This window comes from Nocardia sp. CDC159, from assembly GCF_023740735.1.
GTDB classification, from domain to species: Bacteria; Actinomycetota; Actinomycetes; order Mycobacteriales; family Mycobacteriaceae; genus Nocardia; species Nocardia pulmonis.
Genome location: NZ_JAMRXH010000019.1, coordinates 47,287 through 71,335, shown reverse-complemented (window position 1 = coordinate 71,335; position 24,049 = coordinate 47,287). Strand labels below are relative to the sequence as shown.

The window sequence follows — 24,049 nt, the reverse complement described above, 5'->3', positions numbered from 1 at the left end:
GCACCACTACGACGGCCTTTTCCATTGTTCGAGTCTCAGTCTGGACGGTACCCAGTACCACTCGTTTCGAACAGATACGACGCCAACTCCCCGCGACACCGACCCCCTATTCAATCTGCACAGCAAAACGAGGGTTTGTTGTCTGAATCGTCCGGTAGTGCTTGCATCGAAGTATGTTCAACGAAGCTCAGCTGTACTCTCCGGTGACCACGGGAACCGACGGCGACGTGACGGTGCACCTGAGCGACGAGCACCCGGGCGTCCACGATCAGGTATATCGGGCTCGCCGCAATTCCATCGCCGCCATGGCGATGTCGTATCGGCCCGGCGACCCGCTGCCGCACGTCGACTACACCGACGAGGAACAGGAAGTCTGGCGGATCGTCTCCGCCGAGCTGGCCCGCAAGCACCGTAAATACGCCTCGGCGGAGGTGCTGGCCGGTGAGGAGCGACTGGGACTTCCCACCGATCACATCCCGCAACTGGACGAGGTGACCGCGAAGCTGGTGCCGCTCAGCGGTTTCCAGTACGTCCCCGCGGCCGGACTGGTGCCGCTGCGGCAGTTCTTCGGCTCGTTCGCCCAGCGAACCTTCCACTCCACCCAGTACATTCGCCATCACTCGGCCCCGCTGTACACCCCTGAACCGGACGCCATCCACGAGATCATCGGCCACGCCAACCAATTGGCCAGCCCGCGCTTCGCGGCGATCTACGCCGAGGTCGGCGCGGCGGTGGCCCGACTGGAAACCGAAGCGGCACTGAAGTTCCTGGCCAATGTGTTCTGGTTCTCGATGGAGTTCGGCGTCGTGCGCGAGCAGGGCGAGGTGCGCTGCTACGGCGCGGGCCTGCTGTCGTCCTACGGCGAGATCGAGGAGTTCCGCAGCGCGCAGTTGCGCCCGTTGAACATTCACGAAATGGGCACGGCGGTCTACGACATCACCCACTACCAGCCCGTGCTGTACTGCGCCGAGTCGATCTCCGAGATCGAGGATGTGGTCGGCGGATTCTTCTCGACGATGACCGATGAGGTCGTCGCCCGAGATCAGGCGGCCCACCGGACCGCCTGACCGACGCCCCTGCCCGCACTCCGCACCGGCCGTGCCCCGGCCGATTGAAGGGGGTGCGAAGCGCGGGCAGGGGTGCGGCCGAAATCCTCAGCGTGGTGATGATTCGTCGGTCTTCGGGGCGGATGGCAGCGGCATGCCCGCCGCGAGGAAATCGACGATCCTGTCGACCTTGTCGAAGTCGAGCCCGTCCGGACCCCAGGCCGTCATGGCCGCACCGATCAACGCCCCGGAAAACGCCCGGACCTCCAAATCGTCGGGCGCACGACCCACACGCTCGGCCACGAGTCCGGCGACCATCTGCACGTTGCGCTCGGTTTCCCGGGCGATGACGCCGCGCAGTTCCGGCTCGTTCCAGATCAACGTCATCCGTTCCTGCTCGAACCGCACCTCCTCGTCGTCGAGCGCGGCAATGGTGTTCTGGAAGGCGTTCCGGAATACGGTCAGGGGCGGCATCTCGGGCGGCTGCGAACGAATGGCCTCCACCATGATCGGGTCGAGGTCGTCGGCCAGCACCACGTCCTGCTTGGAGGGGAAGTAGCGAAAGAAGGTGCTCGGCGAGATGTCGGCCGCCTCGGCGATCTGCTCGATGGTGGTCTCGGCGTAACCCTGCCGCTTGAACAGCCGCATCGCCTCGGTGCGAATCGTTCGGCGCGTGCGCTCCTTCTTCCGCTCGCGCAACCCCGCGGTCACCCTCGTCTCACCCGGCATGGACCGATTCTCCCGCATCGGCCGCGGGCACGCTGCCGGGCACCCGACCGCGGGTGAAGATCACCGCCAGGACGGCGGCCACCAGACAGATTGCCGCGCACACCCACAGCATCGCCCCCATGCCGCCGACGAACGCCGACCGGACCTGACTCAGCATCACCGCATCGCCGAGTCGGTGCGCGACCTCGACCCCGGCGTTCACCCCATCAGAAACCGGCTCCCGGTCGTAGGCGCCCAGCTCCGAGCGGTACCGAGTGGACAGCACCGTACCCAGCACCGCCACGCCGATGGTGCCGCCCGCCTGCCGAAGCGCCTGCAGCAGAGCCGATCCGGAGCCGGATCGCTCGGCGCTCAGCTCGCCCATGGCCATGCCCATCGCCGCGGGCATCACCAAACCCATCCCGACGCCGAGCACGGTGATCCAGACGGCGGTGTAGCCGTAACCGCTGGACGTCCGGGTCAGCGCGCCCAGCACGAGGCCGCCCGCCAGGATCAGAAATCCGACCGTCAGCACGGTGCGCAAACCTGCCCTGGGCAGCAGCTTGTCCACCACGCGGGTACCGACGATCAGCCCGGCGATCAGGGGCAGCAATCGCAGCCCGCTGCCGAGCGAATCCACCTCCAGCACCGCCTGGAAGTACTGCGGCACGGTGAAGAACATGCCGAACATCGCGAAGGAGATGAACACCGAATACGCCGTACCCCAACGGAAACCGGCGATCTCGAGCATCCCCGGTTCGATCAGCGGATGCGCCACCCGCCGCTGCCACCAGGCGAAACCCGCCAGCAGTACGAGACCCGCCACAACAGCGGCCCACGCGATCGCCTCGCCCCAGCCCTGTTCGCCGAAGCGGATGAAACCGTAGGTGAATCCGAGCATGCCTCCGGCGGAGAGTACGACACCGGGCAGGTCGATCCGAAAAGCGTTGTCACTGCGCGACTCCGGCACCAGCGCGGCCACGGCCAGCAGTCCGATGATCACGAGCGGAACGTTGATCAGGAATACCGAGCCCCACCAGAAGTGCCGCAACAACCATCCGCCGACGATCGGCCCCAGGGGCAGTCCGATCGCCGTCGAGGTGACCCAGATCGTCAACGCCCGTTGGCGGTCATCGCGGTCGGGAAACATCGCGGGCAGCACCGCCATCGACAGCGGCATCATCATCGCCGCCCCGATACCGAGCAGCGTGCGCGCCGCGATGAGCTGACCGGACGTGCTCGCGAAGGCGCAGAACACCGAGGCCAGACCGAACAGCACCATCGCCCCGACCAGAAAACGCTTACGCCCGTAGCGATCCCCCAACGCCCCCGCGGGCAACATCAACCCCGCCAGCGCCAGCGTATAAGAGGTCGTAAACCATTGCAGCGCAGCAGTATTCGCGTCCAGATCCACCGCCATGGTCGGCAACGCCACCACCAGCACGGTGATGTCCAAGCCGATCGTGAGCATGGTGACGGCCAGCGCACCCAACGCCAGCCATCGCCCCTTCCCCGCCCTGTTCGCAGCCATTGTCTTTCCTCTCCTGCCACCCGAGACGGCTACACACCGCCCGAGATCCCGTCCGAGTACGCCACCCAACCGGTGCATGCCGCTCCGATTCGCGGACATTTCCCCTGGTTACGACTCTGAGTCGCGGGTTTACCAGCGAATGAGAGCCTGTGGCAGTAACCACCATATGATAGCAACTAGGTTTTGATAGTAGCTTCCAGTTTGTAGCGACTGTCAACACATGTCATGTCATGCGTGGCAATCTGCGCGACTCGCCCATTTCCCCCTAAGCTCCAAAGCGATGAGCACCCGCATGACCCGGCGTGATCGCCGCACCAGATCGTTCGCGGCCGCCGCGCTGGCCGCCGGACTTATCGGCACGTCGGCGCTGACCCTGTCGCCGACCGCCGTCGCGCAACCGACCGCGCCGACGACGACGCCGTTCATCACCCCGGACACCGACTCCTGTCCGAACAAGACGGCCACACCCCCGGCCATCGACAGCTCCGAGGTACCCGAGCCGGGTGAGGCCGCCCCGCCTCCGCTGCCGGTGCCCTCGTCTCCGATCGGCGGGGCCAGGCTCGGCAACTGCGGTCTGGTGCTGCCGGACAAGGCGCCGCCGGTGCCCGACGACATCTCGGCCACGGCGTGGGCGATCGCCGACCTCGACACCGGGCGCGTGCTCGCGGCGAAGGATCCGCACGGCCGCTACCGTCCCGCCTCCACCATCAAGGTGCTGCTGGCGGCGGTCGCGCTGCGCAGCATCGATCTGAACAAGGTCGTGGTCGGCACCGAGGACGATGCCAATGCCGACGGCACCCGCGTCGGCATCGGCCCCGGCGGCCGCTACACCAACAAGCAGCTGATGCAGGGGCTGCTGATGTGCTCGGGCAACGACGCCGCGCATGCCATCGCGAGCCAGCTCGGCGGCGATCGCGCCACCGTGGCCAAGATGAACGAACTCGCGAAACGCCTGCATGCCTTGGACACTCGCGCCGCCACCCCCTCCGGGCTGGACGGCCCGGGCATGAGCACCTCGGCCTACGATCTGGCCGTGCTGTTCCGCGAGGCGATGACCATCCCCACCTTCGCCGAGATCATCCGCACCGAACAGGCCGACTTCCCCGGTTACCCCGCCAATCCCGAAATCCCCGGCGACAAGGACCATCCCGGTTTCGCGATCGCCAACGACAACCATCTGCTCTACAACTACGAGGGCGATCTGGGCGGCAAGACCGGCTACACAGACGACGCCCGGCAAACGTTCGTGACCGCCGCCCAGCGCCACGGACACCGGTTGGTCGTGACGTTGCTGAAGGCCGATGTGCTGCCGATCCGTCCCGCCGAACAGGCGGCCCGGCTGCTCGACTACGGCTTCGCTCTGCCCCGCGACGCGAGCGTCGGCACGCTGCCGAGCGAAACCGGCACGTCGGCGAATACCGGTGTGCCACTTGCCTCTCCGCCGGGACCCGACACTCCGAACGCGACCGCCATGCCGACGAGCGATCACGACAACTGGGGCACGCTCGCGACAGTCGCCGCACTTGTGCTGGTCATCGCGCTGGTGATCGCCGCGTGGTCGCTCACCGGACGTTCGCGACGGTAGCGTGGGTCACTTTTCGCAAATCCGTTTGTTTGACTCGCGATTGCCAGGGCATCCGCTGAACGAGCCGCTTGTACGGCTTCAGTAGGAACCGAAGAAAGGAGCTAAGCAATGGCGGACAAGAACAATCCGGGTCAGTTCGGCAACCGTTCGGACACCGAGGAGCAGGCCCGCAAGGGCGGTCAGGCCAGCACCGGCAGCTTCGGCGACAAGAACAGCGCCGATCCTTCGGAGGCCGGCAAGAAGGGTGCCGCGGCCCAGCCCACCGAAGCGAAGGTGAAGGGCGGCGAGCACAGCCACGCCAACCGCTGATCAGCGTTATGGCTGATTGATCGAAAAGCCCCTTGGGAAGTACAGGCCTTACTTCCCAAGGGCTTTCGCCTGTCAGGGACCTTTGTTCGCGCAGTCCTTCGCCGCCTGTCGCAGCAACGCCCGGCTGGCGTCGGGATCCAGCGAATGTCGCCGCAGCGTCTCGAACGATTCGCGGTGATAGCGAATCGCTTCCGGCTCATACAGATACAGCTCGCGCACGAAGTTCTCGATATAGATCAGCGGCGCTTCGATCACACGTCCCCGGTTGTCCGCGCCGAATTCCAGGAGTACGAACGGACCGTCCTCCCGGCCCAGGGGATAACCCGCGACGAACGGCAGGATCCGCAGGGTGATGTTGGGACGAGTGCTCATCTCGGCCAATCGCTCCAACTGCTCGGACATCACCCGCGTCCCGCCGACCCAGGTTCTGGTGATCGACTCGTGGATGATCACGTCGAGGATCAGCGGGTCGTCCTCGCGCGTGAGGCACGCCTGCCGCCGCATCCGCAACGCCACCCGGCGCGCGTGGGTCTCCGGGCTTTCGCTCTGATGACCGGTCTGCACCAGCGTCAGCGCATACGCCGGCGTCTGCAGCAGCCCCGGCACGAGCTGGCCCTCGTAGCTGGTCATTCGGCACGCGGCGTCCTCGAGCCCCACATAGGTCGCGACCTCCCGCGACATCAGTTCCCGATACTCCGACCACCAGTTGATCTCTTCGCTCTCCGCGGCGAGCGCCAGCACCTCCGCCGTCTGCTCGGCGTCGAACTCGTACACCCGGCACAACCCCTCGATCTCGCCATCCCCCACCTGCGCCGCCAACCCCCTCTCCAGCCGCTGCACCACACTCGCACTGCGCCGAATGGATCTCCCGGCCTGCTGCAACGTCAACCCCAACCCGACCCGCCCATCCCGCAGCGACTTCCCCAACCGCCTCCGAGCCAGCACCGAATTCCCCACGCCCGCACCCCCTTTATGGACAACCTCGCGGTTGCCGGTGTCAGTTGTCAGTAGTCCAGTTCGCCGCGGGATGCGGCGGCTGTGAAACTCGCCCAGTCTGCTGAGGTGAAGATCAGAGCTGGGCCGGGTTGGTTTTTCGAATCACGTACGGCGACAGAGTCGTCGGGGAGGAACGCGACCTCCACACAGTTGCGGTCGCCGCCGCTATGGGAGCTCTTGAACCATCTTGCACCCGAAAAATCAGTCGTCAAGACCCGTACTCCCTTGCCATCTGCCGGAGTAGAGCTCGGCTGGCCGCCGGATCCAGTGCGCTGCGCCGAAGGCTCTCGTAGACGTCATGGTATCGCTCCACGGCTGTCGACCTCGTCAGATACAACTCACCCGTGAGGTGCTCCACATAGACGAGAGGTGGTTCGAGCGATCGACCCTTCCGATCCTTTCCGAAATCGAGGACGACGAACGGACTGATGGGCAGCCCCAACGGAGAACCTGCACTGAAGGGGAGAATTTGCACGTTCACGTGCGGAAGCGTCCCTAGGTCTGCCAAGTGCCTGAGAGCACCCGCCATCACCCGAGGGCCACCAACCACGCCTCTGAGCACAGACTCCCGCAAGATCGCATCGATCTTGAGCGGAGAGTACTTCCGTTTGATCCTGACCTGCCGCCGCCTCCGCAACTCCAAACGGCGCGCATGCTCTTCGGCTGTGTCGTCGGGAAAGACGGCGTGGATCAAAGCGCTAGCGTAGGCAGGCGTCTGTAGCAGGCCGGGCACAAGTTCGGACTCATACGTGGTGACCCGATCCGCCGTCGCCTCGAGCCCGACGAAGAACTCGAAGCTTCGAGGGAAGAGATCGCTGTACTCCCGCCACCAGCTCAGCTCATTGCCCTGAACCGCCAGAGCAAGCATCGCCGCCGTCTTCTCCTCATCGAACTCGTAGATCCGACACAACGCCTCGATGTCCACATCCCGCAGATTCACCACCACCCCCTTCTCGATCCGCTGTAGAGTGCTCGCACTCCGCTGGAACGCTGCCCCCGCCTGCTCGAGCGTCAGCCCCAACGCGTTCCGCCCATCCCGCAAATACTTCCCCAGCTGCCGCCGAGCCAAGGTCGGCTCATCATCCTCCTTCATACCCCCGCCTTCCTCCCGGGTAGCTCGTCCTGACCGCCGACAGCAGACCACGACGCCATCCCACCCGTCCCCGCCATCGAGCAGATTCATTCAATCCCCATATAACCCCAGGAAAGTTCTCACCCTCCGAGCACTTTCCACAGCAATCTGAACCCGAAGGGGAACCACCCTGGGTCCCACAGCGTCCAGTAAGGTAAGTGGATCTGAGCGCACGAAGGGAGGGACGGCTCGATGGACGTGGGCCAATCGACTGCGAACGCGCTGTACCAGCAGGCCGTGGACGGCACCTTCAAGATGGAGCAGGGGGCGGCGCAGAAGTGCGCGGATATCTTCAAGCGGTTCGCGGAGTCGCTGGATCCACATGTCCTGAGCTCCGCAACTCTTCAGAGGCTGACCGGATTCGGTGAGTTCGAGTCGTCGATAGAGCTACAGAATGGGTTCAGCAAAAAGGGCCGCGAACTAACCGCAGCCCTCACCGGCATGCAGGAAGCCGCGCTACGGATGGCGGCTGCGTACCTACGAGCAGGCGACTTGTTCGAGGAGGCGGAAGCGATGAATACCCGGGCGATCAATGTGGCGTCAGCGGGGCTGAAGGGATGAAGCGTTCGAGGTACAGGTGGTGTCTGCCGCTTCTACTGACCGCCGCCTTCACAGCTGCGTGCTCGTCGAACCAAGGCAACGACCCTGGCCCAACCACGGGATCGTCCGAGCCGAGCACCCCCTCAACCTCCGCAGCGCAGTCCCGCCCCACCCTGACGGCACCCAGTCTTCAACCCCCGACGCAACCCAGTCGGTTTATCACGTCCAGAAGGCCACAAGTGGTCTTCGATCCCTGTACGTGGATACCGGAGGACGCAATCGCCAAGGCTGGCTACGACCCGCAGAGCCGCACACGCGGCGGCGATCAGATCGCCGAAGATACGTTCTTGATCTGCAACTTTTCCTCCAAGCAACGCACCCTTTCCGTCCTTTCGGGAAACGTGAGCTGGGAAGAGGACCTTAAGAAGAACAGCTCATGGAGCGAACCGATCACCATCAATGGCCGGGAGGCGATGTGGGTTCGGGACCCTGGCCTTCCGATCGGTTGCGATATTCATCTACGAACGAAGGCTGGGTTCGTAGACGTCGGGGTGACCCTGACCCTCAGCGGTCGCGGCGAACTTGCGAAACCTTGTGACGGTCTCCTCGAAACCGCTACAGCCATCGAGCCGTCCATAGGGAAGGACAACTGACCGTGGCCAATGAGGACAATCCCGCTACCGATCCGCTAGCAGCGCTCGCACTGACTTTGCCAGTAGGCCCCGGCGCAGCGATCGACCATCAGAAGGCCGCCAAGAGTCAGCAGGGCGCGGAAGCAGTTCAGCGCGGTCTTCAACACTCGAGCACAGATCCCACCTACATCAAGGATCTCGAGAAGTGGGACGGCGTCGACATGACCCACCAGAAGATCTACGACACGGTCCAGAACACCATGAGTCCGACGGCGATGCACTCCCAGGCCAAGAAGTGGCTCGAGATGTCGGCCGCCCTCGGTGGCGCGCTGTTCGGCTTGAATCTGTCCATTCAGAAGGCACTCTCGGACGGATTTCAAGGCCAGTTCGCCAACGCCGCGAGTGATGCTGCGCGCAAGTTCGTCCAGCAGGGCACCAATGTGCAGGAGGTCATGCAGACCGTCGGGGCTCGAATTCACGCCGCAGGGTACGGTGCCGAGGCAGTAAGGGCCAGCGTGCCGCCGCCCGTGAAAGAGGATCCTCAGCCAGGTATGTCAGCGGCGCTTGTCCTGCTAGGAGCCGAGGCACCCGCCCAGGTATACAGCGGCGGCAGATCCGCAGACAGTGCACGCCGGGCCGCCATCCTCGCCATGGAAACGTTGTATAACCCCACCTACCGCCCTGCGGGAGAGAACGTCCCGACCTTCGTCCCAGTCGACTCTCCCGGTGACAACGCCCCCGGCACCACCAACTGGCCCGGAACCAACGGCGGCACAGGCGGAACCAACAGCGGCACAGGCGGACTCGGCGCGGGCGACGGTACCGGCGGCCAGTCCGGTAATCCGAACGACCCCTCGAACACCGAAGGCCAGCAGCAGACCGACCCCGCCAGTGTCTCGCCGAGTTCGGCGCAGGGCTCGGATTCCGCTGGCGGCCAAGGGGCTTCGAATTCCAGCGGTGGCGGATCGAATGCCAGCACTCGACCGGTGGGGGCGGATACCGCTACCACCGCGGCGGGTGTCGGTGGTGGGCCGGGATCGCGATCCGGTGGGTCTGCCGGGGGCCGTGGTGGTTTCGGTGGGGGCGGCGGCGGTTTCGGGTCGGGCGGTGGTCCGGGGCGGGGCGCGTCGGGGATGCCGGGTGCCGGAGTGCCGGGCGGCGGGAATCCCGCCGCCGCGGCGGCGGCCGCGGGACGGGCCGGGGCTGGGCTCTCGGGGATGCCGGGGATGGGCATGCCCGGGGCGGGGGCGCGGAAGGGTGAGGACGACGAGTCGGAGCGTAAGACGCCCGACTATCTGATCATGGACCGTGAGGAAGAGCTGTTCGGTCTGCGCGAGCGCACGGTTCCGCAGGCCATCGGTGCGGATATTCCCGCGGCCCAGACGCAGCCGGAGAATGGTGAGGAACGACGGCAGTGAAATGGGAGTTCACTCCCGACGAGTTCATGCATGTCTGGAAGGAGACCGATAGGGATCGGTATCCGTTCCCACTGAGCCTGTACTCGTCGACGGCCTGGCAGAGCGAGGCCGAGCGGCTCGCCCGGGAGTTGGATGATCGGCTGCCCAGGGGCGGCGATCCGGATCTGTCGGCCGTTTTGCGGGTGGCGGCGAATCCCGATGTGGCCCTGTCCATTACGGGCAGTCGCAAGCGGCCGGTCCGGGTCTACGCGGCGATCGACACCACCGTCGGCGTGACGCTGGTCCAGCGCCCCGGGCCGCGGGACGAGGTCGGCGGCAACGTCGTCATCGAGGTCGGCTCCCCCGCCATCGTCCCCAAGGTCTTCCTCGCCGTGCTCGGCAGCACCCCCGCGGGCCGCTACCCGGCCATGGTCGAAAGTTTCGACCGCATCCAACTGGACCTCGAATCCTGGACCGGCACAAGGGAAACGGTCACCGACCGCATGCGCCGCCTCCTGCAACTCCCCCGCACCGCCATCGGCCACCTCGAGGCCCGCCAGGCCCTGCACACCTCCCGCCCCCACCCCCCGCGCTACCTGAGCTGGATCGACATCGAAAACGACGGTCGCTACCTCTACTACCAGCAGCACAACGACCTACACATCGAACCCTGCTCCCCGGACCGCCTCCACCGGGAGATCACCCGCCTGTCCCAACCCGTCCCCACCGACTGAGCCGCCACACCAACCGGCAACCACCTTCGTCACCGAACCGACCACGGCATACGGAATCATCAAGCGTCGCTGCACATTTCTCTGTCGACGATTTTCAAGCTAGCGAAGCTGATTACCCCCGGCAAAGCCCATGTTGCGCTTGAAATCTCCACCAACGGTGATCACGATCCGAGCGGGAGCAAGCAGGCGATGCTCGAGCAGATGATTGGCGAGCACGTTGACGGCGGAGGTGGATCGGAACAGCGGCGACATGATCGATCATCAAGTGTCGACGGCAATTCGACCGCGAGCAGACTTCACGTTCCGCCCGCCATCTCGGCTTGGCCGCTTCTCACCGCCCCCACTTCCTAGGGCGCGGGCCCCGCCGCCTGCTGTCAACGCTTTGCCCGAAGATGCCGGGAGCAGGGAGTTTTGGGCGCAGCCACGGCGAACCGCATTGGCCTTGCAGCCGATTACCCAGATCCTCACCGACACATGACGTAACAAGGGCTCACACGGCTCGATGTGCAGCTTGTACACGAACGGTTGCAGTACCGAACTCGAGGGGGACCTCATGCGGATCAAGTCACTGATCGTCGCCGGCTTAGCGGCGGGCATCGCGATCACCGTCAGCGGTTGCGGCTCGACCTCCACACCCGCGCCGACGCCCACAGCCACCCCGGCGACCCAAGCCCCGCAGCCACCGGCACCCACCGGACAGCCCACCCAACCAGGGCACGCGAGCGAACCCGGCGGCAGCGCTCCCAAACCCAGCGTTGCACCCGCGCCCGGCACCCCCGCCCCACCCGCGCCCGCACCCCCCGCAGCGCCCGCGCCAGCAACCCCCGCCGCACGCCCGAACCCTCCCGCCGACACCACACCCCCCAAATGCGTGACCGCCCAACTCACCCTGGATCCCGGAAGGGGCGGCCCGGTGGGCGGGACCTGGTTCCTGAAGTTCGTCAACTCCAGCTCACGAACCTGTGTCCTGCAAGGATTCCCGGGCGTCTCGCAAACCAACGACCCCATCGGTGAGCCGGTGGGCGAGCCCGCCGTTCGGGACCAGGGCCCGCAGGCGCCCAAACCTGCCCCGGTCACCCTCGCACCGGGCGGAGCAGCACAATTCGAGTTCATCACCTACCCCAAGCAGGTCAACGAGTGCGCCGCCCTGCGCACCAACACACTGCGCGTCTACCCGCCCGACAACACCGAGTCCTTGTGGCTACCCTGGGACGGCCTGATCTGCCCCAGCCCACAGCGCATGCTCATCGTCCGGGCGATCACGCCAATGTAGGCGAGGCGTAGCGACTCACCCGGCCACGGCAAATGCGGCAACGCGCCCGTCATGGAGCAGGCGCGGGCGGCAACGAGCGACGTGGGCGGTGGTCACTGCCCAGCGCCGCTACTGGTTGCAGGTCACCGAGTTCTTATAGATCACACAGGGGGACATGCGGTTTCCCACCCGCTCTTCGATGGGTTTCGCCCAGGGCTGCCATGTCAACACGCCGTGAGCAATGATCGCGGCCGCGACGAGCACGGCACTGAGCCAGATCGTCCGCCTTATACCCTCCAATCGGTCAATGGTCCCGATCTTCGGCAACTCATCTGGGGGGCAAGGTGAATCCGACGGCACTTCTTCATCTTCCGGGACTTGACTGCGACGACCAGTGGCACTGTAGCCGAGTTCCGGATCAGCTTCAGCGCTGGACGATTGGTGGAGGGAAGCTTGGTCCTGACTGATGCATCGCGCCGATGCGTGTTCACCGAGCGCTCATCAGGATGGGGTCAGTCTTGTACAGAAATGGACAGATCGGTTGTTGCTGGGGGATCATGCATCCGATCTCGCTCCGGAGGAACCTTCGTGCACCTTGATGCCCGTAGACGGCGACCTGTGGCCTAGTGATTGATGTGACGGATCTTCATATCGACGACCACTGCCTGTCGTACATCGACTTTCGGTCACTGCCGTCGCCACTGCGGGCAAAGCTCACTGCTCGCACCCAGGCCGGATACCCCGATCCGGTGCCGGGGCCCGGCGAGGAATTCGGGGCGCTGCAATCGGCGGACGATGTTCCCGCCGGCCCGGCTCGGACGATACTGGCAACGGCCTTGTGGTGGGCATCGCCGCTTGTCGGAGGCGGAATCTTCTTCGGTACGAGCGTGGCGGGAAGCGTCCAGCAGCTGGGTCCGGGGCCGGTGATGGCGGCCGCTCTGGCGCTATCGGTCCCTCCGGTAGTCGCGATGCTCGCGCTCGCACGCCGCATACGCTCCTGGGATCCATTGCGTCTCGGCGACTCCGAAATCGAGCTGATCCACGCCGCCACCCATCGGGTGCCGATCGTGAGCCGGGCGGCGGCGAGAGAGTTGCTGCTGGCAGGCAAGGCTCCCGGGACCATCCCCGAACTCGTCTCGGTGGCAGCGCATCTGGGGACGGCGATCGGCGCGAGTCCGGCGTGGTCGAGCCGGTATCTGCAACCGCATCGGGCGCGGTTCGATGTACGCGAAGAAGTCATCCAGATCGCATCTCACGCGGCCCGGCTCCAGACCATGTCGGTCAAGCTGCGGTCCGAACCGACCGGGACCTCGACCACCGCCGAACTGGCCCGCTCAGCACAGGATGCCGCCCGTCGCCAGCTCGACGTGGTATGGGCGACGTTGTGTCGGCGAGTCGCGGCATTGGCGGAGTTCGCCTCCCATCTCGCACAACTCGATGCCGAACTCCGCAACGCCGGGCTCGCCCGGCAGGCCTTGGACATGGACGACGAGTTGGCCGAGCTGATGACCAGCTCCGTGGCGAACGAGCTCGCGGCCGGGCAACTACAACATATGAGCGATCAGGCAGCCGGGTTGGCGGCCGCGATTCGGGAGCTGGTCGACAAACTCCACGGCGACCTGGAAACACTGCGAGCACTCGCCACGTAACCTCGAGCGGGCGGTTCTCTGATTTGCCTCGACCAGTTCGGACTCCATGCTGTCGAGCGGCCCGGCTGATCGTCCAGCTTCGAGCCTGTCACCTATGCACCCGCACATGCTGCGCCACACCTTCGTCACCACCATGCTCGACGCCGGAGTCGATCTGCGCGACGTCCAGATCGCCGCACGCCACGCCGACCCCCGCACCACCATGCGCTACGACCGCGCCCGCACCAACCTCGACCGGCATCCGAACTGCATCTTCGCTGCCTACATGGCTTCGGGCACATGACAACTCGACGCACGCACGTGCCGAAAAGCGCGCGCCCCACAGGGTGCTGAAGCTCGAGCGACGCATGGCCGTTGGGTCTCCTGCTCGTCCGCGCAGCGGAATGATCGAAAAATGAGGTGGGACAGGAGCAGTCGCGGGCCTATGGCAGATAGGTTGATGCCGTGGCATTGAATCACGGACGGTCGACGGCAGTTGCTGAAGACTACGAGTGGATCGCGGGCGACAAGCTGTTCAAGGCATTCTGCTTGACTGTCGTGCGCGGGGCCGCTATGCACGAGATCCTGGCCACCAACAGCTAAGGCGGTACCCGGGTTCTACAAATAATCACGACAGAAGGTGTCGTGTTTATTTGAAACGCTGGCTTGGCGACCGTCGGACGGCCCGAACGGTCCCAGCACGAAGGAGCGTCGAGTGAGTTCTGGAGTCAGCCCATGCATCGTGTTCAACGGCAACGCGCGGCAAGCGATGGAGTTCTATCGGGAGGTCTTCGGCGGCGAGTTGGAGGTCGAAACGATCGCGGATTACGGCTCACCGGAATCGCCCGGCGCCGACAACGTCATGCACGCCCGGCTCGACACACCGGCGGGGTACACGCTGATGGGGTGGGATTTTCCGAACGACCGGCCTGGCCACCCGCCTTATCGGCCGGGTAACAACGTTGCGATCTTCATCGGTGGCGACGACGAACTCCGCGGCTACTTCGAGCACCTTTCGGTCGGCGGCACCGTGACGCTGCCACTCGAAAGGCAGGTATGGGGCGACGAGGCGGGCTCGCTCGTGGACAAGTTCGGGATCAGCTGGATGTTCAACATCACGGCCCACCGACATTTGTCGAACATCAAGTAGCTGCGTGAACGACGACTGGAAACCCTCGCAACCGGTGGTGGACTCCGCCGCTATGCCACGGCGGGAACAGCGCGACCGACGAGCAGGATGCTCATCGGGCCCGGGACCAGCCCGCGGGGCACCACCCGACGCAACCCGCTCACGTCGAATTCCGCCTCGCGCAACGCTTCTCGTGTGCGCCGGTTGGGGTGACAGCCGTCGGCCAGCGCCATCCACGGCCGTTCCATCGCGTCCTGCGCCGCGCCGATCGCTCGGTTCAGCAGGCCGTCGTCACCGGCGTGCACGTGTTCCATCACCAATACCTGGCCGTCCGGCCGCAGGATGCGCCGGACCTCCGCGAGGGCGGCGGTCATATCTCGCACGCTGCACAGCACCAGGGGCAGCACCACCGTGTCGAAGCTGTTGTCGGCGAAGGGCAGATCCTCGGCGAAGGCATCGTGAATATCGACCGCGATGCCGTGTCGCCGTGCTCGCGCGGAGGCCACCGACCGCATCGTCGGGTTGGGCTCGACCGCCGCGACCGACGTGACGGCCTCCGGTAAGTACGGCAGGTCATGGCCGGGACCCAACCCGATGATCAATACCCGGCCGCGCGCGTCGGCCAGCAGCTTGTTCCTCGTGGGCCGGAGGAAGACCGGCTCGGCCACGGACATCAACGCCGAGTACCACCTACCGAAGAACGGACTACACATGCGCTTCACGGTAACCCGCCGGGGCCGACAAGGATAGAACGAGGCAAGGTGTGTATCACCATTACAGGGGTTGGGAACCGAGCCAGCAATCGGCGCACTCATCGAGGCGGACTGTCGGTGGCCAGCCCGCGGCATGCGTCGAGCGGGTCGAAGTCCGGGCCCCACTCGACAAACGCGCGGCCAACGGCAGGAGAGTGCGTTGGGACGCGGAATTCGTCGGCCCGTCGCCCGGGCCCTTGACCTGAAGTTATCTTCAGGTTCGACGATGGTGGCATGCCTGCTACGAAAACTGCCCTCATCACAGGCGGATCCGCCGGCTTCGGTCGCGCGGTCGCGATCGCACTGGCCGACCGGGGCTGGGATCTGATCCTCACCGCCCGGCGCCCTGACCCCCTCGTCCAGGTTCGAGAGGCTACTGGTGCGACGACGCTCAGCGGCGATGTGGCCGATCCGGCACACCGCGCCAGGCTGGCCGCTGTCGTCGCTCGACTGAACCGGCTGGACCTGGTGATGAACAATGCCAGCGCGTTGGGCCCGAGTCCCATGCCGCGGTTGTCCGACTATCCGCTCGACGTGTACGCCGGCGTTCTCGCCACCAATGTCATTGCGCCACTGGCTGTTCTGCAGATGGCCTTACCGAAACTTCGGGCGTCCGACGGCATCGCCATCGATATCAGCTCCGATGCCGCGGTGAGCCCGTACGAGGGCTGGGGCGGTTACGGCTCGTCGAAGGCGGCATTGGATCATCTCACCGCGATCTTCGCCGCGGAGAACCCGCAGCTGCGCATCTACGCCTTCGATCCCGGAGATATGCGCACCGCCATGCATCAGGCGGCCTTTCCGGACGAGGACATCTCCGATCGCCCCGAACCGGAAACCGTCGTTCCCGCTCTCCTCCACCTGATCGATGCGCGCCCGCCGAGCGGGCGGTACCTGGCCGCGGAGCTGCCCGTCGCGCCATGAGACTTCACTCCCTCGATGCACCGAAAGAGATAGGGCGCAATGACTCTCGCACTGCACGATTTCGCCGTCCCCGCAGATCGCGCGGCGACGGCACCGCCGGAAGCGCGTGGGTTGATGCGCGACGAGGTGCGAATGCTCGTCTCCGTGGAAGAGACCATCACGCACGCCACATTCCGGGAACTGCCGCGGTTTCTGCGGCCGGGTGACCTTCTGGTCATCAACAACTCGGCCACCCTGGCCGCGGCCGTGGACGGACGTTATCGCGGTCATCCGGTAGTGCTGCACTTCGCGACCTGGCTCGATGACGGCACCTGGGTGGTGGAGCTGCGCTCGCCGAATCGCATGCCGTTCACCGATGCCGTCGTGGCATCCGGTGCGCGCATCGAGCTACCGGGTGCGCAGGTCACGCTGCGCAACCCCTGGCTGCCGCCCGCGCGACGGCTGTGGATCGCCGCTGCCGACACCGATATCGCACCACTACTGACCCGACACGGCCGCCCGATCGCCTATGCCTATGTGACTCAGCGATGGTCGCCGGAGTACTACCGAACCGTTTTCGGTCGCGAACCCGGAAGCGCGGAAATGCCCAGTGCTGGAAGGCCGTTCACGCACTCCTTGGTGACCGACCTGGTGGCCACCGGTATCACCGTCGCACCGATCACCCTGCACACCGGTGTGTCCTCACCCGAGACCGGCGAGCCACCGAGTCCCGAACGCTACGCGGTTCCGGAGGTCACCGCGGGGTTGGTGAACGCGACCCACGCCCGTGGTGGCCGCGTCGTCGCCGTCGGCACCACGGTCACTCGCGCACTCGAGTCCGCCGCCGAGCCATCCGGTCGTGTCCGTCCCCGGGCCGGCTGGACCGATCTGGTCCTCGACGGCACCCGCCCGGTTCGGACGGTCGATGCGTTGATCACGGGCTGGCACGAGCCGGGGGCTTCGCATCTGCACCTTTTGGAAGCGGTCGCAGGCGCCGAGTCGGTCCGCGCCGCCTACCGCGCCGCCCTCGACACCGGCTATCTCTGGCATGAATTCGGCGACACCGCACTACTGTTCGCCGCCGGCCGAGCCCTGTCCTGACCGTGGAAAATTTCGGCCCTCAGGTGTGTGATCGGGCGTCGATGGGCCCCAGGATTGTTGCCGTGCCGCCGACTCGCAGCAGTGGGCCTCGCGGTCCGGGGCGGGTGGTGGCGGTGATGGTCGATGGTCGACCGAGCGAATCGCCCATATCGATTCGCAGTGTGGTGAAGCCGTGGTCGGCGAGATGTGCTGCCAGACAGGCGGTGCTGTTGGCGTTGGCGACGTCTTCGGGTACCCCGATCGAGGGTGCGAACATGCGTGCGGTGGCGTGCCCGTCCGGCGTCGGCGTGCTGTAGACGTAGCAGCCCAGCAGTCCCAGCCGGTCACACGCGTCGCGTAGCCGGGCCATATCCGGTCTGAGGCTCGTCAAGGCGGCATGGTCGGGGACTTGCACCAGCATCCGTGGCCGCCCCAGCGAGGCGATGCGCGGTGCGGACGCCTCGACGGGGTCGATGCCCACGGCGGTCAGCACCGGGTCGCTCGCTGTCGCCGTGGGCGTGCCCAGTTCGACGGGTCCCGGATCGAAGGTGGCCTCGTATCGGTTGCCATCGCCGGTGGCTCGGCCGCGAAAGGTGCGGCCCCCGGAGCACAGCACGGCGTCATATTCCGGTACCCGTGCGCGGTGGGCCAGCGCCGCCAACGCGGCGACGGTACCGTGCCCGCAGGCAGGCAGCTCTCCGGCGGCAGTGAAGAAACGCAAGGAAACAGTCCGGCGGTCGGACTGGAGAAACACGCCGTGCGATGCGCCCGTCGCACCCGGTAGTGAGCACCGCTCGGAGTCGCTCAGCGGCGTCTCATCGGCCACCACGGTCGGACTGCCACCCCGTCCCGCGCGCTGGCAGGCGTGGACGAGCATCATCTCGATCCCCACGAAACCAGAAGGTTAGCAAAGGATCTCCCCTACGCCCGGCCGCATCGGATCGGGAACACCGAGCCGTCCACAGTGGGGCACGTTCGAACTCTCTGGAGTTACTGGTGCGGAAGCGATGATCGACGTAGAGCCCATGGGATTGAGGGCTCGGGGATCGATAACGCCGTCGGGTCACAGTGCGAAAAAGGGACATGAGTCTGAAAAACCGTTCCTTACAACAGTTCTCGTTCCGAACGGCGGTCGTCACCACGACGATCGCGGCCGCGTTGACCGGGTTCGCCGGGTCTGCCGGTGCCAACCCCACCGATCCGGTTGTCCAATTCACTCCGACCCTCACGCGGGTACCGGGTCCCAACTGTGCCGCGATCATCAATGCCGAGACCGTGCCGCAGCCGCGATCCGGTGAGTTCGGTGTTCGGGTGAAGATCACGCAGACCGGGGAGTCCTGCGGGGGCTATCACCTCACCGTGCACTGGCGGAACCTCGACACCGGACGGAGTATCGGACAGGCACAGCGGATCGAGGGCACCACGGCTGTCGGCACGCCGGACAATGTGATCATCGGCATGGGTATGGGGCCGGGCGCGGGGAAGGTGGAGGCGTGGATCGCCACCTACTCCGAGGTCTATCCGCGAAATGTGGATCTGGAGCACATCGCGGGCCGAGCGACGTTCACCCTCGGCTGAGCGCGCGGCGAATTCGGGCCTGCCGGGGATCTCCAGCTCTCAGCGGTTCTGGACGAACGCGTCCAGCAGTTTGCGGCACAGGTCGGCGAAGCGGTGCCGAGCCGTAATCTGCTCCTCGGACAGGCCGTCGGTGACGGCCGGTGAGTAATTGACCAGGTGGACATCCTGATCCGGGGTCGCGCCCAGGAAGTCCAGCAGGGCGCTGCCGCGGTAGCCGCCCTCCGGCGTCCCCATGTCGACATTCGCCAACGCCTTGGCCTCGGCGAGGGCCGCGGCGAGCACCTCCGGCGCGATGCGGCCGTTCAGCTGCTGCGGCGCGGCGCCCTGCTTGCGGTCCTCGCTGATGGCGTCGGGGCTCTTCACCGCCTGTCCATCGGCCTGCACCTGCAGCATCGGCACCAGGTCGGTCCGGCCCGCCCAGCCGTCCGGAATCACGCTGAGCACCACCGATATCGGGGCGACCGCGGGCGGCTCGGCGGTGGCCACGGCATCGACGCCGAACAGGGCGGTGATCGACACGAGACCAGCCATCGCCACCCGCAGCACCGCGAATTTCCCTGCCGCGCCGAGCCTTCGCATGAAAGGTTTCCTCCTGATCCGCGCCGGACGACCGCCGTCCACGACGGTTACCGTACGCTGTCGGGGCCGTCCCCTGCTCATCCGACAAGACGCGCTTCACGATGTGAAGGTGGAGCTTGAACGCAGGTCACAAGATCGCTCGGAGCACATCCGTCCGATGGTTCGGAGCGCGAGCAGGAACGGCCCGCGCCCGTTGTGACTGCGACCCGACAACTACCGCAGGGCTTTCCGAGCGTCAGCGGCCCCCGTGGGCGTGTGGCCGTCGGAGTCCACCGGCCCCGCCACGCCGGTGCCACCCACCGGATAGTGCCGCCACGGCTCGAGCCGATCACCGGGGTACGGCTCGTAATCGGCCAAGCGACTGCGCAATTCGTCGATCGTCGTCGCGAGCGCCACCTCGTGCGCGGAGATCCATCCATCGTCGTAGATGGTCTCCAGATACCGGTCACCGCCATCGGGCGCCACGGCCACCACGTTGTGCCCGGGGCCCAGCAGTTGCGCGACGCGCAGCGCGATGAACACGGCCGCTCCGGAGGACCCGCCCAGCAGCAAACCCTCCGCGGCGGCCAGCAACCGACAGGTGCTGAACGCCTCGGCATCCCCGCACCAGTACGCGTGATCGATCACGTCGCGGTCGAAGTTGCCGGGGGTGAATCCGGAGCCCAGGCCGATCAGCAGGTGCTGTCCCATCGGCCCGCCGATGGCGGTGGAGCCCCGGCCGTCCACCGCCACGGTGAGGCAGCGGCTTCCGGTCTGCCGCAGCGCCCGGCCAATGCCGGTGATCTGGCCGCAACTGCTGGTGGTGCACACCACGGCATGCACCTCGCCGTCGAGATCGGTGAGGATTTCCTGCGCGGTGGTGACGCTGTGCGCGGCGGGATTGTCCGGATTGTTCCACTGGTTGGGCATATACGCGCCGGGCGTCTCGCGCACGATCGCCTCGGCGGCGCGTATTCGGGGGATCTGATATTTACCGTGCTCATCGCTGGCCTCGACGAGCGTGGGGCGCGCCCCGTACGCGGCGATGCTGCGCACGCTGAAGGGTGGGGTGCGCGGGTCGACCATGATCTTGGTGTCGATTCCGAGCGCGGCGCCGATCATGGCCAGGGCGATGCCCAGATTGCCGGAGGTCGCCTCGACGATCGTGCCGGTCGGGGTCAACTGCCCGCGGCGCAGGGCCTCACGCACCATGGCGAGGGCCGGGCGCACCTTGACGCTCCCGCTGGGATTGAGGCATTCGAGTTTGACCCATACGGCCGCGTCGGAATCCCGGGTGAGCCTGTTGAGCCGGACGAGCGGCGTGCCTCCGATGACGTCGATGATGTTGTCGTACTTCATCGCTGTGTCCTCTGCTGTCGAGTATTTTCCGATTCGGTGGGCGGGAAGAGGGAGCGAGCGCGCATGGCGGCGATCAGGGCGGCGGCGGCGATTCCGTAGCCCGACAGCAGCAACCAGGGCAGCCAGGGCACGCTCATCCGGGCGCCGAGGTCGACGGTGTAGCCGACGACGGTGTTGCACATCACCGCCGCCACGCCGGAGGCGGTCGCGAATATCCCCAGATAGGTGCCGGTCAGCGCGGGCCGGGCGAACTCGGTCGCCAGATCCAGCGCGAACGGCTGCGCCACCGCCACGCCGAGAGTCAGCACGACCGTGGCCAGCATCGTCGGCAGCAACCACGGCAGCGCCGCCCACAGACCCGCGCCGGCCCTCGGCTCGACGGCGCTGCCGATCGCGGTGGGCGCGAACGCGATTCCGCACAGCGCCAGGCCGATGGCGATGGAGACCGGGGAGGCCCACCGCCGCCTGCACCATTCGGTGATGCGGACCTGCAGGCCGAGGGTCACGAGGGTGGACACCGTGAACAGCACCGCCGCGGCCCCCGCGAAACCCGAGGCGCGGGCGGCCTCCAGGGGCAGCGTCAGATAGAGCTGGTTGTACAGCACGAAGATTCCCGAGGTCGCGCACACGTAGAGCAGAAATCGGCGGTGCCCCAGGACTTCTCGCCAGTCCGCGAGCACCGACTGCCCCGAGGGGGTCACCGGCCGCGGCGGCAGCTTCAGCACCTGCGCGATGGTCAACACGGTGAACACCGCCGCCGCCGCGATCGCCACCAGCCGGAAGTCGACCGCGAGCAACAGGCTGCCGAGCAGCGGACCGATCAGCGTGCCGGACTCCCCCGCCACATTCAGCAGCGAAAAGGCCTGCAGCCGTTGCGGTCCGGACTCGTGCGCGAGATAGGCGCGCGTCGCCGGACTGAAGACCGCACCCGCCACCCCGGTGATCACCGCGGCGAGGATCAGTCCGACGACGCTCTCGACCACCGCGAAGGCGGCGAAACCCACCGCGCGCAGCAGACATCCGGCGATGATCAACGGCCGATATCCGATGCGGTCGGCCGCCGAGCCGCCCAGCAGCGTCAGGCCCTGCTGACTCAGGCTGCGGATGCCGATGATCGCGCCGACCACCCCGGTCGCCAGGTGCAGATCGTCGCGCAGATGGGTGGCGAGGAACGGAATCAGCAGATAGAAGCCGATATACACGCCGAACTGATTGACCAGCAGCAGCTGAACCGTCGGCGGAAGCGCACGCGCGGTACGGAAGGCGGTCAGCACGACGCGCGCTCCCGGCCATCTCGGTCGGCGCGGCGGCAGGGATCCACGATGCGGGTGCAGCGCGTCCAGTCACACACCACCCGTTCGGCCGGATGCGCGATGGTGTCCGGTTCGATCGGGGGGTCGGCGTCGAGCAGGCCGTTCCGCTCGCAGAAGGCGTCGTTGTAGATGGTGTCGAAGTAGCGACCGGGTCCGTCGGGAAATACCGCGGCGATCCGGGTGCCGAGATCGGTGGTGCGCGCCACCCACCCCGCCACGAGCGCCACGGCGCCCACGCTCCAACCGCCCGTGGCGTGATGCGTCGCGGCCAGCGTGCGGCAGGCCCACACCGCCTCCGACGGTGCGACCCAATGGATTTCGTCGAACGCGCCGTAGTCGACATTGCGCGGGAAGATGCTCGAGCCCAGTCCGCGCATCAGCCGCGGCCCCGCGGGCTGGCCGAAGATCGTCGACGCCACGGTGTCGACGCCGATCAGCCGCAGCTCGGGATTGAACCGGCGCAGGACGCGCGCCGCCCCCGCCGAGTGGCCGCCGGTGCCGACCGAGCAGACCAGCACATCGATGCGGCCCAACTGCTGGACCAGTTCGAGCGCCAGGGGTGCGTAGCCGTCCACATTGTCCGGGTTGTGGTACTGATCCGGGCACCAGGCGTCCGGTTCGCCGGCGAGCAGTTCGGCCACCCGGTCGCGCCGCGACTGCTGCCAGCCGCCGGTCGGATGCGGCTCACGCACCAGCTCGACCCGCGCCCCGTAGGCCGCCAGCATCCGCGCGACGAACGGCTCCAGCCCCGGATCGGTCACCACCGTGACGGGATGCCGATACACCATTCCCGCCAGTGCCAGACCCAAACCCAATGTGCCACTGCTTGATTCGATGACCCGGGCACCGGGGGCGAGTTCACCGCGCTGCTGTGCGCAGCGGACCATGTGCAGGGCGGGGCGATCCTTCATACCGCCCGGATTGCATCCCTCGAGTTTGGCCCAGAAGCCGCGGCCGGTCGGCGCCAGCGGCGCCCCGATCCACAGCACGGGCGTATTGCCCACCAGATCTCGGGGACGTCGCGCCGCCATCGGCGCGCGCACCAGGGCGGTCGCCAGATCGTCGTGCCTGGCCAGCACGATCTTGTCCATGACTGTCGCTTTCTCGGTCGAGGCCGCCCCGCGGGCGGCGGCGTGAGCGGGCAGCGGGCACCGACCGACGCGCAGACGGCATCGGCCTGGCGCTGACCGGTCAGCGCCGAGCGACACACAGACGGGTCAGGATGGTCCGGCCACTCGCGCATCGATCGGGCTCGGACACCGAAATACCAACGACGCCAATGATTGTCAGCCCGAAGACGAGAAGCAGCTGCAGGGCGAGCGACTGCCAGCCCGCGCTCGGCGGCGCGGGGCTCAGCGAACAGTGCACCTCATGGCCGAGATGGCCGCACTCGTCCGGGCCTTGGAGTTGATCGACAGTGCCGTCGAACACCGCGACAGCGGCCCGGCCGACCTCGGCATGGGTATGGGTGACGCCCTCGGTCATCGCACAGCCGAGCATCGGCACGACGAGCAGTATCACCGCCAGCATGGCCAGCATCGAGCTACCGGGTCGCGATCGACCGATGAGTCTCACGATGCCTCCAGTGCACATCCGGGCTCGCAGTACACCGCATGACCGACGATGGGGTGCCGGATACTTTCGTGGGCGGTCCGACCCGCGGCTCGCACGACACGAGGCGCAATGCGGAGCCACGCGGAGATTCATCGAATCTTGTTGACAGTGAACCGCTTTCGAGAGATTCCGCCTGCGCCCTCACTATACGTGATCAAAATCCTTCCACCAAGAATTATCGCTCGCACCCCCAGAACCGGACGCGAAAGTCAACGAACGATCGGCCGGGGATAAGCGAACGAAGGAGGGCCGCGCGGCCCGCGCCGTATTCTC

At 66.4% G+C, this 24,049-nt stretch carries 28 protein-coding genes; 15 read left to right on the top strand and 13 right to left on the bottom strand.

Annotated features, from left to right (window positions below):
- Positions 1 to 173: 173 nt before the first annotated feature.
- Complete coding sequence (locus NDR87_RS31305) at positions 174 to 1,067, top strand: phenylalanine 4-monooxygenase (RefSeq protein ID WP_251917423.1); 894 nt, start codon at positions 174 to 176, stop codon at positions 1,065 to 1,067.
- An 87-nt stretch (positions 1,068 to 1,154) separates the two neighbouring features.
- On the opposite strand, the gene NDR87_RS31300 is transcribed toward NDR87_RS31305, so the two are convergent.
- Both NDR87_RS31300 and NDR87_RS31295 read right to left on the bottom strand, forming a co-directional pair.
- Positions 1,155 to 1,775, bottom strand: a complete 621-nt coding sequence (locus tag NDR87_RS31300) for a TetR family transcriptional regulator (protein WP_251917424.1) — start codon at positions 1,773 to 1,775, stop codon at positions 1,155 to 1,157.
- Positions 1,765 to 3,285, bottom strand: a complete 1,521-nt coding sequence (locus NDR87_RS31295; RefSeq protein WP_251917425.1) for an MFS transporter — start codon at positions 3,283 to 3,285, stop codon at positions 1,765 to 1,767. Before NDR87_RS31295 ends, NDR87_RS31300 begins: the two co-directional genes overlap by 11 nt.
- Before the next feature lie 280 nt (positions 3,286 to 3,565).
- Here NDR87_RS31295 and NDR87_RS31290 point away from each other — a divergent pair, with 280 nt between their 5' ends.
- Entirely contained in the window at positions 3,566 to 4,870 is a 1,305-nt protein-coding gene (locus tag NDR87_RS31290; protein ID WP_251917426.1) for a D-alanyl-D-alanine carboxypeptidase family protein, read from the top strand.
- Positions 4,871 to 4,978: 108 nt separating this feature from the next.
- Positions 4,979 to 5,179, top strand: coding sequence for a hypothetical protein (locus tag NDR87_RS31285; RefSeq protein ID WP_251917427.1), 201 nt, complete (start codon positions 4,979 to 4,981; stop codon positions 5,177 to 5,179).
- Positions 5,180 to 5,251: 72 nt separating this feature from the next.
- On the opposite strand, the gene NDR87_RS31280 is transcribed toward NDR87_RS31285, so the two are convergent.
- From NDR87_RS31280 to NDR87_RS31270, 3 genes are read right to left on the bottom strand one after another with little or no spacing between them, the layout of a single operon-like run.
- Positions 5,252 to 6,136, bottom strand: coding sequence for a helix-turn-helix transcriptional regulator (locus NDR87_RS31280; RefSeq protein ID WP_251917428.1), 885 nt, complete (start codon positions 6,134 to 6,136; stop codon positions 5,252 to 5,254).
- Positions 6,137 to 6,183: 47 nt separating this feature from the next.
- Entirely contained in the window at positions 6,184 to 6,387 is a 204-nt protein-coding gene (locus NDR87_RS31275) for a DUF397 domain-containing protein (protein WP_251917429.1), read from the bottom strand.
- The gene (locus tag NDR87_RS31270; protein ID WP_251917430.1) at positions 6,384 to 7,268 is read right to left on the bottom strand and encodes a helix-turn-helix transcriptional regulator; all 885 of its coding nucleotides are present in this window, start codon (positions 7,266 to 7,268) and stop codon (positions 6,384 to 6,386) included. Before NDR87_RS31270 ends, NDR87_RS31275 begins: the two co-directional genes overlap by 4 nt.
- A gap of 231 nt (positions 7,269 to 7,499) precedes the next feature.
- On the opposite strand from NDR87_RS31270, the gene NDR87_RS31265 reads away from it, so the two are divergent.
- From NDR87_RS31265 to NDR87_RS31245, 4 genes are read left to right on the top strand one after another with little or no spacing between them, the layout of a single operon-like run.
- A complete protein-coding gene (locus NDR87_RS31265; protein WP_251917431.1) occupies positions 7,500 to 7,868 on the top strand; it encodes a hypothetical protein in 369 nt (122 codons plus the stop codon).
- Positions 7,865 to 8,500 carry a DUF3558 domain-containing protein gene (locus NDR87_RS31260; protein WP_251917432.1) on the top strand — a complete coding sequence of 212 codons (636 nt, stop codon included), beginning with the start codon at positions 7,865 to 7,867 and terminating at the stop codon, positions 8,498 to 8,500. The genes NDR87_RS31265 and NDR87_RS31260 overlap by 4 nt, the downstream gene beginning before the upstream one ends.
- A 2-nt stretch (positions 8,501 to 8,502) precedes the next feature.
- Positions 8,503 to 9,897 (top strand): hypothetical protein, encoded by a 1,395-nt coding sequence (locus NDR87_RS37480; RefSeq protein WP_286014262.1) that lies wholly within the window; start codon positions 8,503 to 8,505, stop codon positions 9,895 to 9,897.
- Positions 9,894 to 10,610 (top strand): ESX secretion-associated protein EspG, encoded by a 717-nt coding sequence (locus NDR87_RS31245; protein ID WP_251917435.1) that lies wholly within the window; start codon positions 9,894 to 9,896, stop codon positions 10,608 to 10,610. Before NDR87_RS37480 ends, NDR87_RS31245 begins: the two co-directional genes overlap by 4 nt.
- Before the next feature lie 99 nt (positions 10,611 to 10,709).
- On the opposite strand, the gene NDR87_RS31240 is transcribed toward NDR87_RS31245, so the two are convergent.
- The gene (locus NDR87_RS31240) at positions 10,710 to 10,862 is read right to left on the bottom strand and encodes a hypothetical protein (protein ID WP_251917436.1); all 153 of its coding nucleotides are present in this window, start codon (positions 10,860 to 10,862) and stop codon (positions 10,710 to 10,712) included.
- A gap of 301 nt (positions 10,863 to 11,163) precedes the next feature.
- Between NDR87_RS31240 and NDR87_RS37475 the strand changes: the two genes are divergently transcribed.
- The 5 genes from NDR87_RS37475 (at position 11,164) to NDR87_RS31215 (ending at position 14,640) form a co-directional block, all read left to right on the top strand.
- Positions 11,164 to 11,883: a DUF4232 domain-containing protein gene (locus NDR87_RS37475; RefSeq protein WP_286014261.1), complete on the top strand. Its 720-nt coding sequence runs from the start codon at positions 11,164 to 11,166 to the stop codon at positions 11,881 to 11,883.
- A gap of 947 nt (positions 11,884 to 12,830) precedes the next feature.
- On the top strand, positions 12,831 to 13,511 hold the full coding sequence (locus tag NDR87_RS31225) for a hypothetical protein (RefSeq protein ID WP_251917437.1): 681 nt from the start codon (positions 12,831 to 12,833) through the stop codon (positions 13,509 to 13,511).
- Positions 13,512 to 13,605: 94 nt separating this feature from the next.
- Complete coding sequence (locus NDR87_RS31220; protein ID WP_251917438.1) at positions 13,606 to 13,794, top strand: tyrosine-type recombinase/integrase; 189 nt, start codon at positions 13,606 to 13,608, stop codon at positions 13,792 to 13,794.
- Between the two features lie 161 nt (positions 13,795 to 13,955).
- Positions 13,956 to 14,093 (top strand): DUF6461 domain-containing protein, encoded by a 138-nt coding sequence (locus NDR87_RS37950; protein WP_372494349.1) that lies wholly within the window; start codon positions 13,956 to 13,958, stop codon positions 14,091 to 14,093.
- Between the two features lie 112 nt (positions 14,094 to 14,205).
- Positions 14,206 to 14,640, top strand: a complete 435-nt coding sequence (locus tag NDR87_RS31215) for a VOC family protein (protein ID WP_251917439.1) — start codon at positions 14,206 to 14,208, stop codon at positions 14,638 to 14,640.
- 50 nt (positions 14,641 to 14,690) lie between these two features.
- Here NDR87_RS31215 and NDR87_RS31210 read toward each other — a convergent pair whose 3' ends face one another.
- Positions 14,691 to 15,332 carry a class I SAM-dependent methyltransferase gene (locus NDR87_RS31210; protein ID WP_251917440.1) on the bottom strand — a complete coding sequence of 214 codons (642 nt, stop codon included), beginning with the start codon at positions 15,330 to 15,332 and terminating at the stop codon, positions 14,691 to 14,693.
- Positions 15,333 to 15,605: 273 nt separating this feature from the next.
- Here NDR87_RS31210 and NDR87_RS31205 point away from each other — a divergent pair, with 273 nt between their 5' ends.
- Both NDR87_RS31205 and NDR87_RS31200 read left to right on the top strand, forming a co-directional pair.
- Complete coding sequence (locus NDR87_RS31205) at positions 15,606 to 16,295, top strand: SDR family oxidoreductase (protein WP_251917441.1); 690 nt, start codon at positions 15,606 to 15,608, stop codon at positions 16,293 to 16,295.
- Between the two features lie 39 nt (positions 16,296 to 16,334).
- Entirely contained in the window at positions 16,335 to 17,375 is a 1,041-nt protein-coding gene (locus tag NDR87_RS31200; protein WP_251917442.1) for an S-adenosylmethionine:tRNA ribosyltransferase-isomerase, read from the top strand.
- A 19-nt stretch (positions 17,376 to 17,394) separates the two neighbouring features.
- Here NDR87_RS31200 and NDR87_RS31195 read toward each other — a convergent pair whose 3' ends face one another.
- Complete coding sequence (locus NDR87_RS31195) at positions 17,395 to 18,231, bottom strand: PhzF family phenazine biosynthesis protein (RefSeq protein ID WP_251917512.1); 837 nt, start codon at positions 18,229 to 18,231, stop codon at positions 17,395 to 17,397.
- Positions 18,232 to 18,437: 206 nt separating this feature from the next.
- Between NDR87_RS31195 and NDR87_RS31190 the strand changes: the two genes are divergently transcribed.
- Positions 18,438 to 18,932 carry a hypothetical protein gene (locus NDR87_RS31190; protein WP_251917443.1) on the top strand — a complete coding sequence of 165 codons (495 nt, stop codon included), beginning with the start codon at positions 18,438 to 18,440 and terminating at the stop codon, positions 18,930 to 18,932.
- A 39-nt stretch (positions 18,933 to 18,971) separates the two neighbouring features.
- On the opposite strand, the gene NDR87_RS31185 is transcribed toward NDR87_RS31190, so the two are convergent.
- The 5 genes from NDR87_RS31185 to NDR87_RS31165 form a co-directional block, all read right to left on the bottom strand.
- Complete coding sequence (locus tag NDR87_RS31185; protein ID WP_251917444.1) at positions 18,972 to 19,511, bottom strand: hypothetical protein; 540 nt, start codon at positions 19,509 to 19,511, stop codon at positions 18,972 to 18,974.
- Between the two features lie 213 nt (positions 19,512 to 19,724).
- Positions 19,725 to 20,849, bottom strand: a complete 1,125-nt coding sequence (locus tag NDR87_RS31180; protein WP_251917445.1) for a PLP-dependent cysteine synthase family protein — start codon at positions 20,847 to 20,849, stop codon at positions 19,725 to 19,727.
- Entirely contained in the window at positions 20,846 to 22,123 is a 1,278-nt protein-coding gene (locus NDR87_RS31175) for an MFS transporter (protein ID WP_251917446.1), read from the bottom strand. The genes NDR87_RS31180 and NDR87_RS31175 overlap by 4 nt, the downstream gene beginning before the upstream one ends.
- Positions 22,117 to 23,193: a PLP-dependent cysteine synthase family protein gene (locus NDR87_RS31170; RefSeq protein ID WP_251917513.1), complete on the bottom strand. Its 1,077-nt coding sequence runs from the start codon at positions 23,191 to 23,193 to the stop codon at positions 22,117 to 22,119. Before NDR87_RS31170 ends, NDR87_RS31175 begins: the two co-directional genes overlap by 7 nt.
- Before the next feature lie 160 nt (positions 23,194 to 23,353).
- On the bottom strand, positions 23,354 to 23,701 hold the full coding sequence (locus NDR87_RS31165; protein WP_251917447.1) for a hypothetical protein: 348 nt from the start codon (positions 23,699 to 23,701) through the stop codon (positions 23,354 to 23,356).
- Positions 23,702 to 24,049 lie beyond the last annotated feature (348 nt).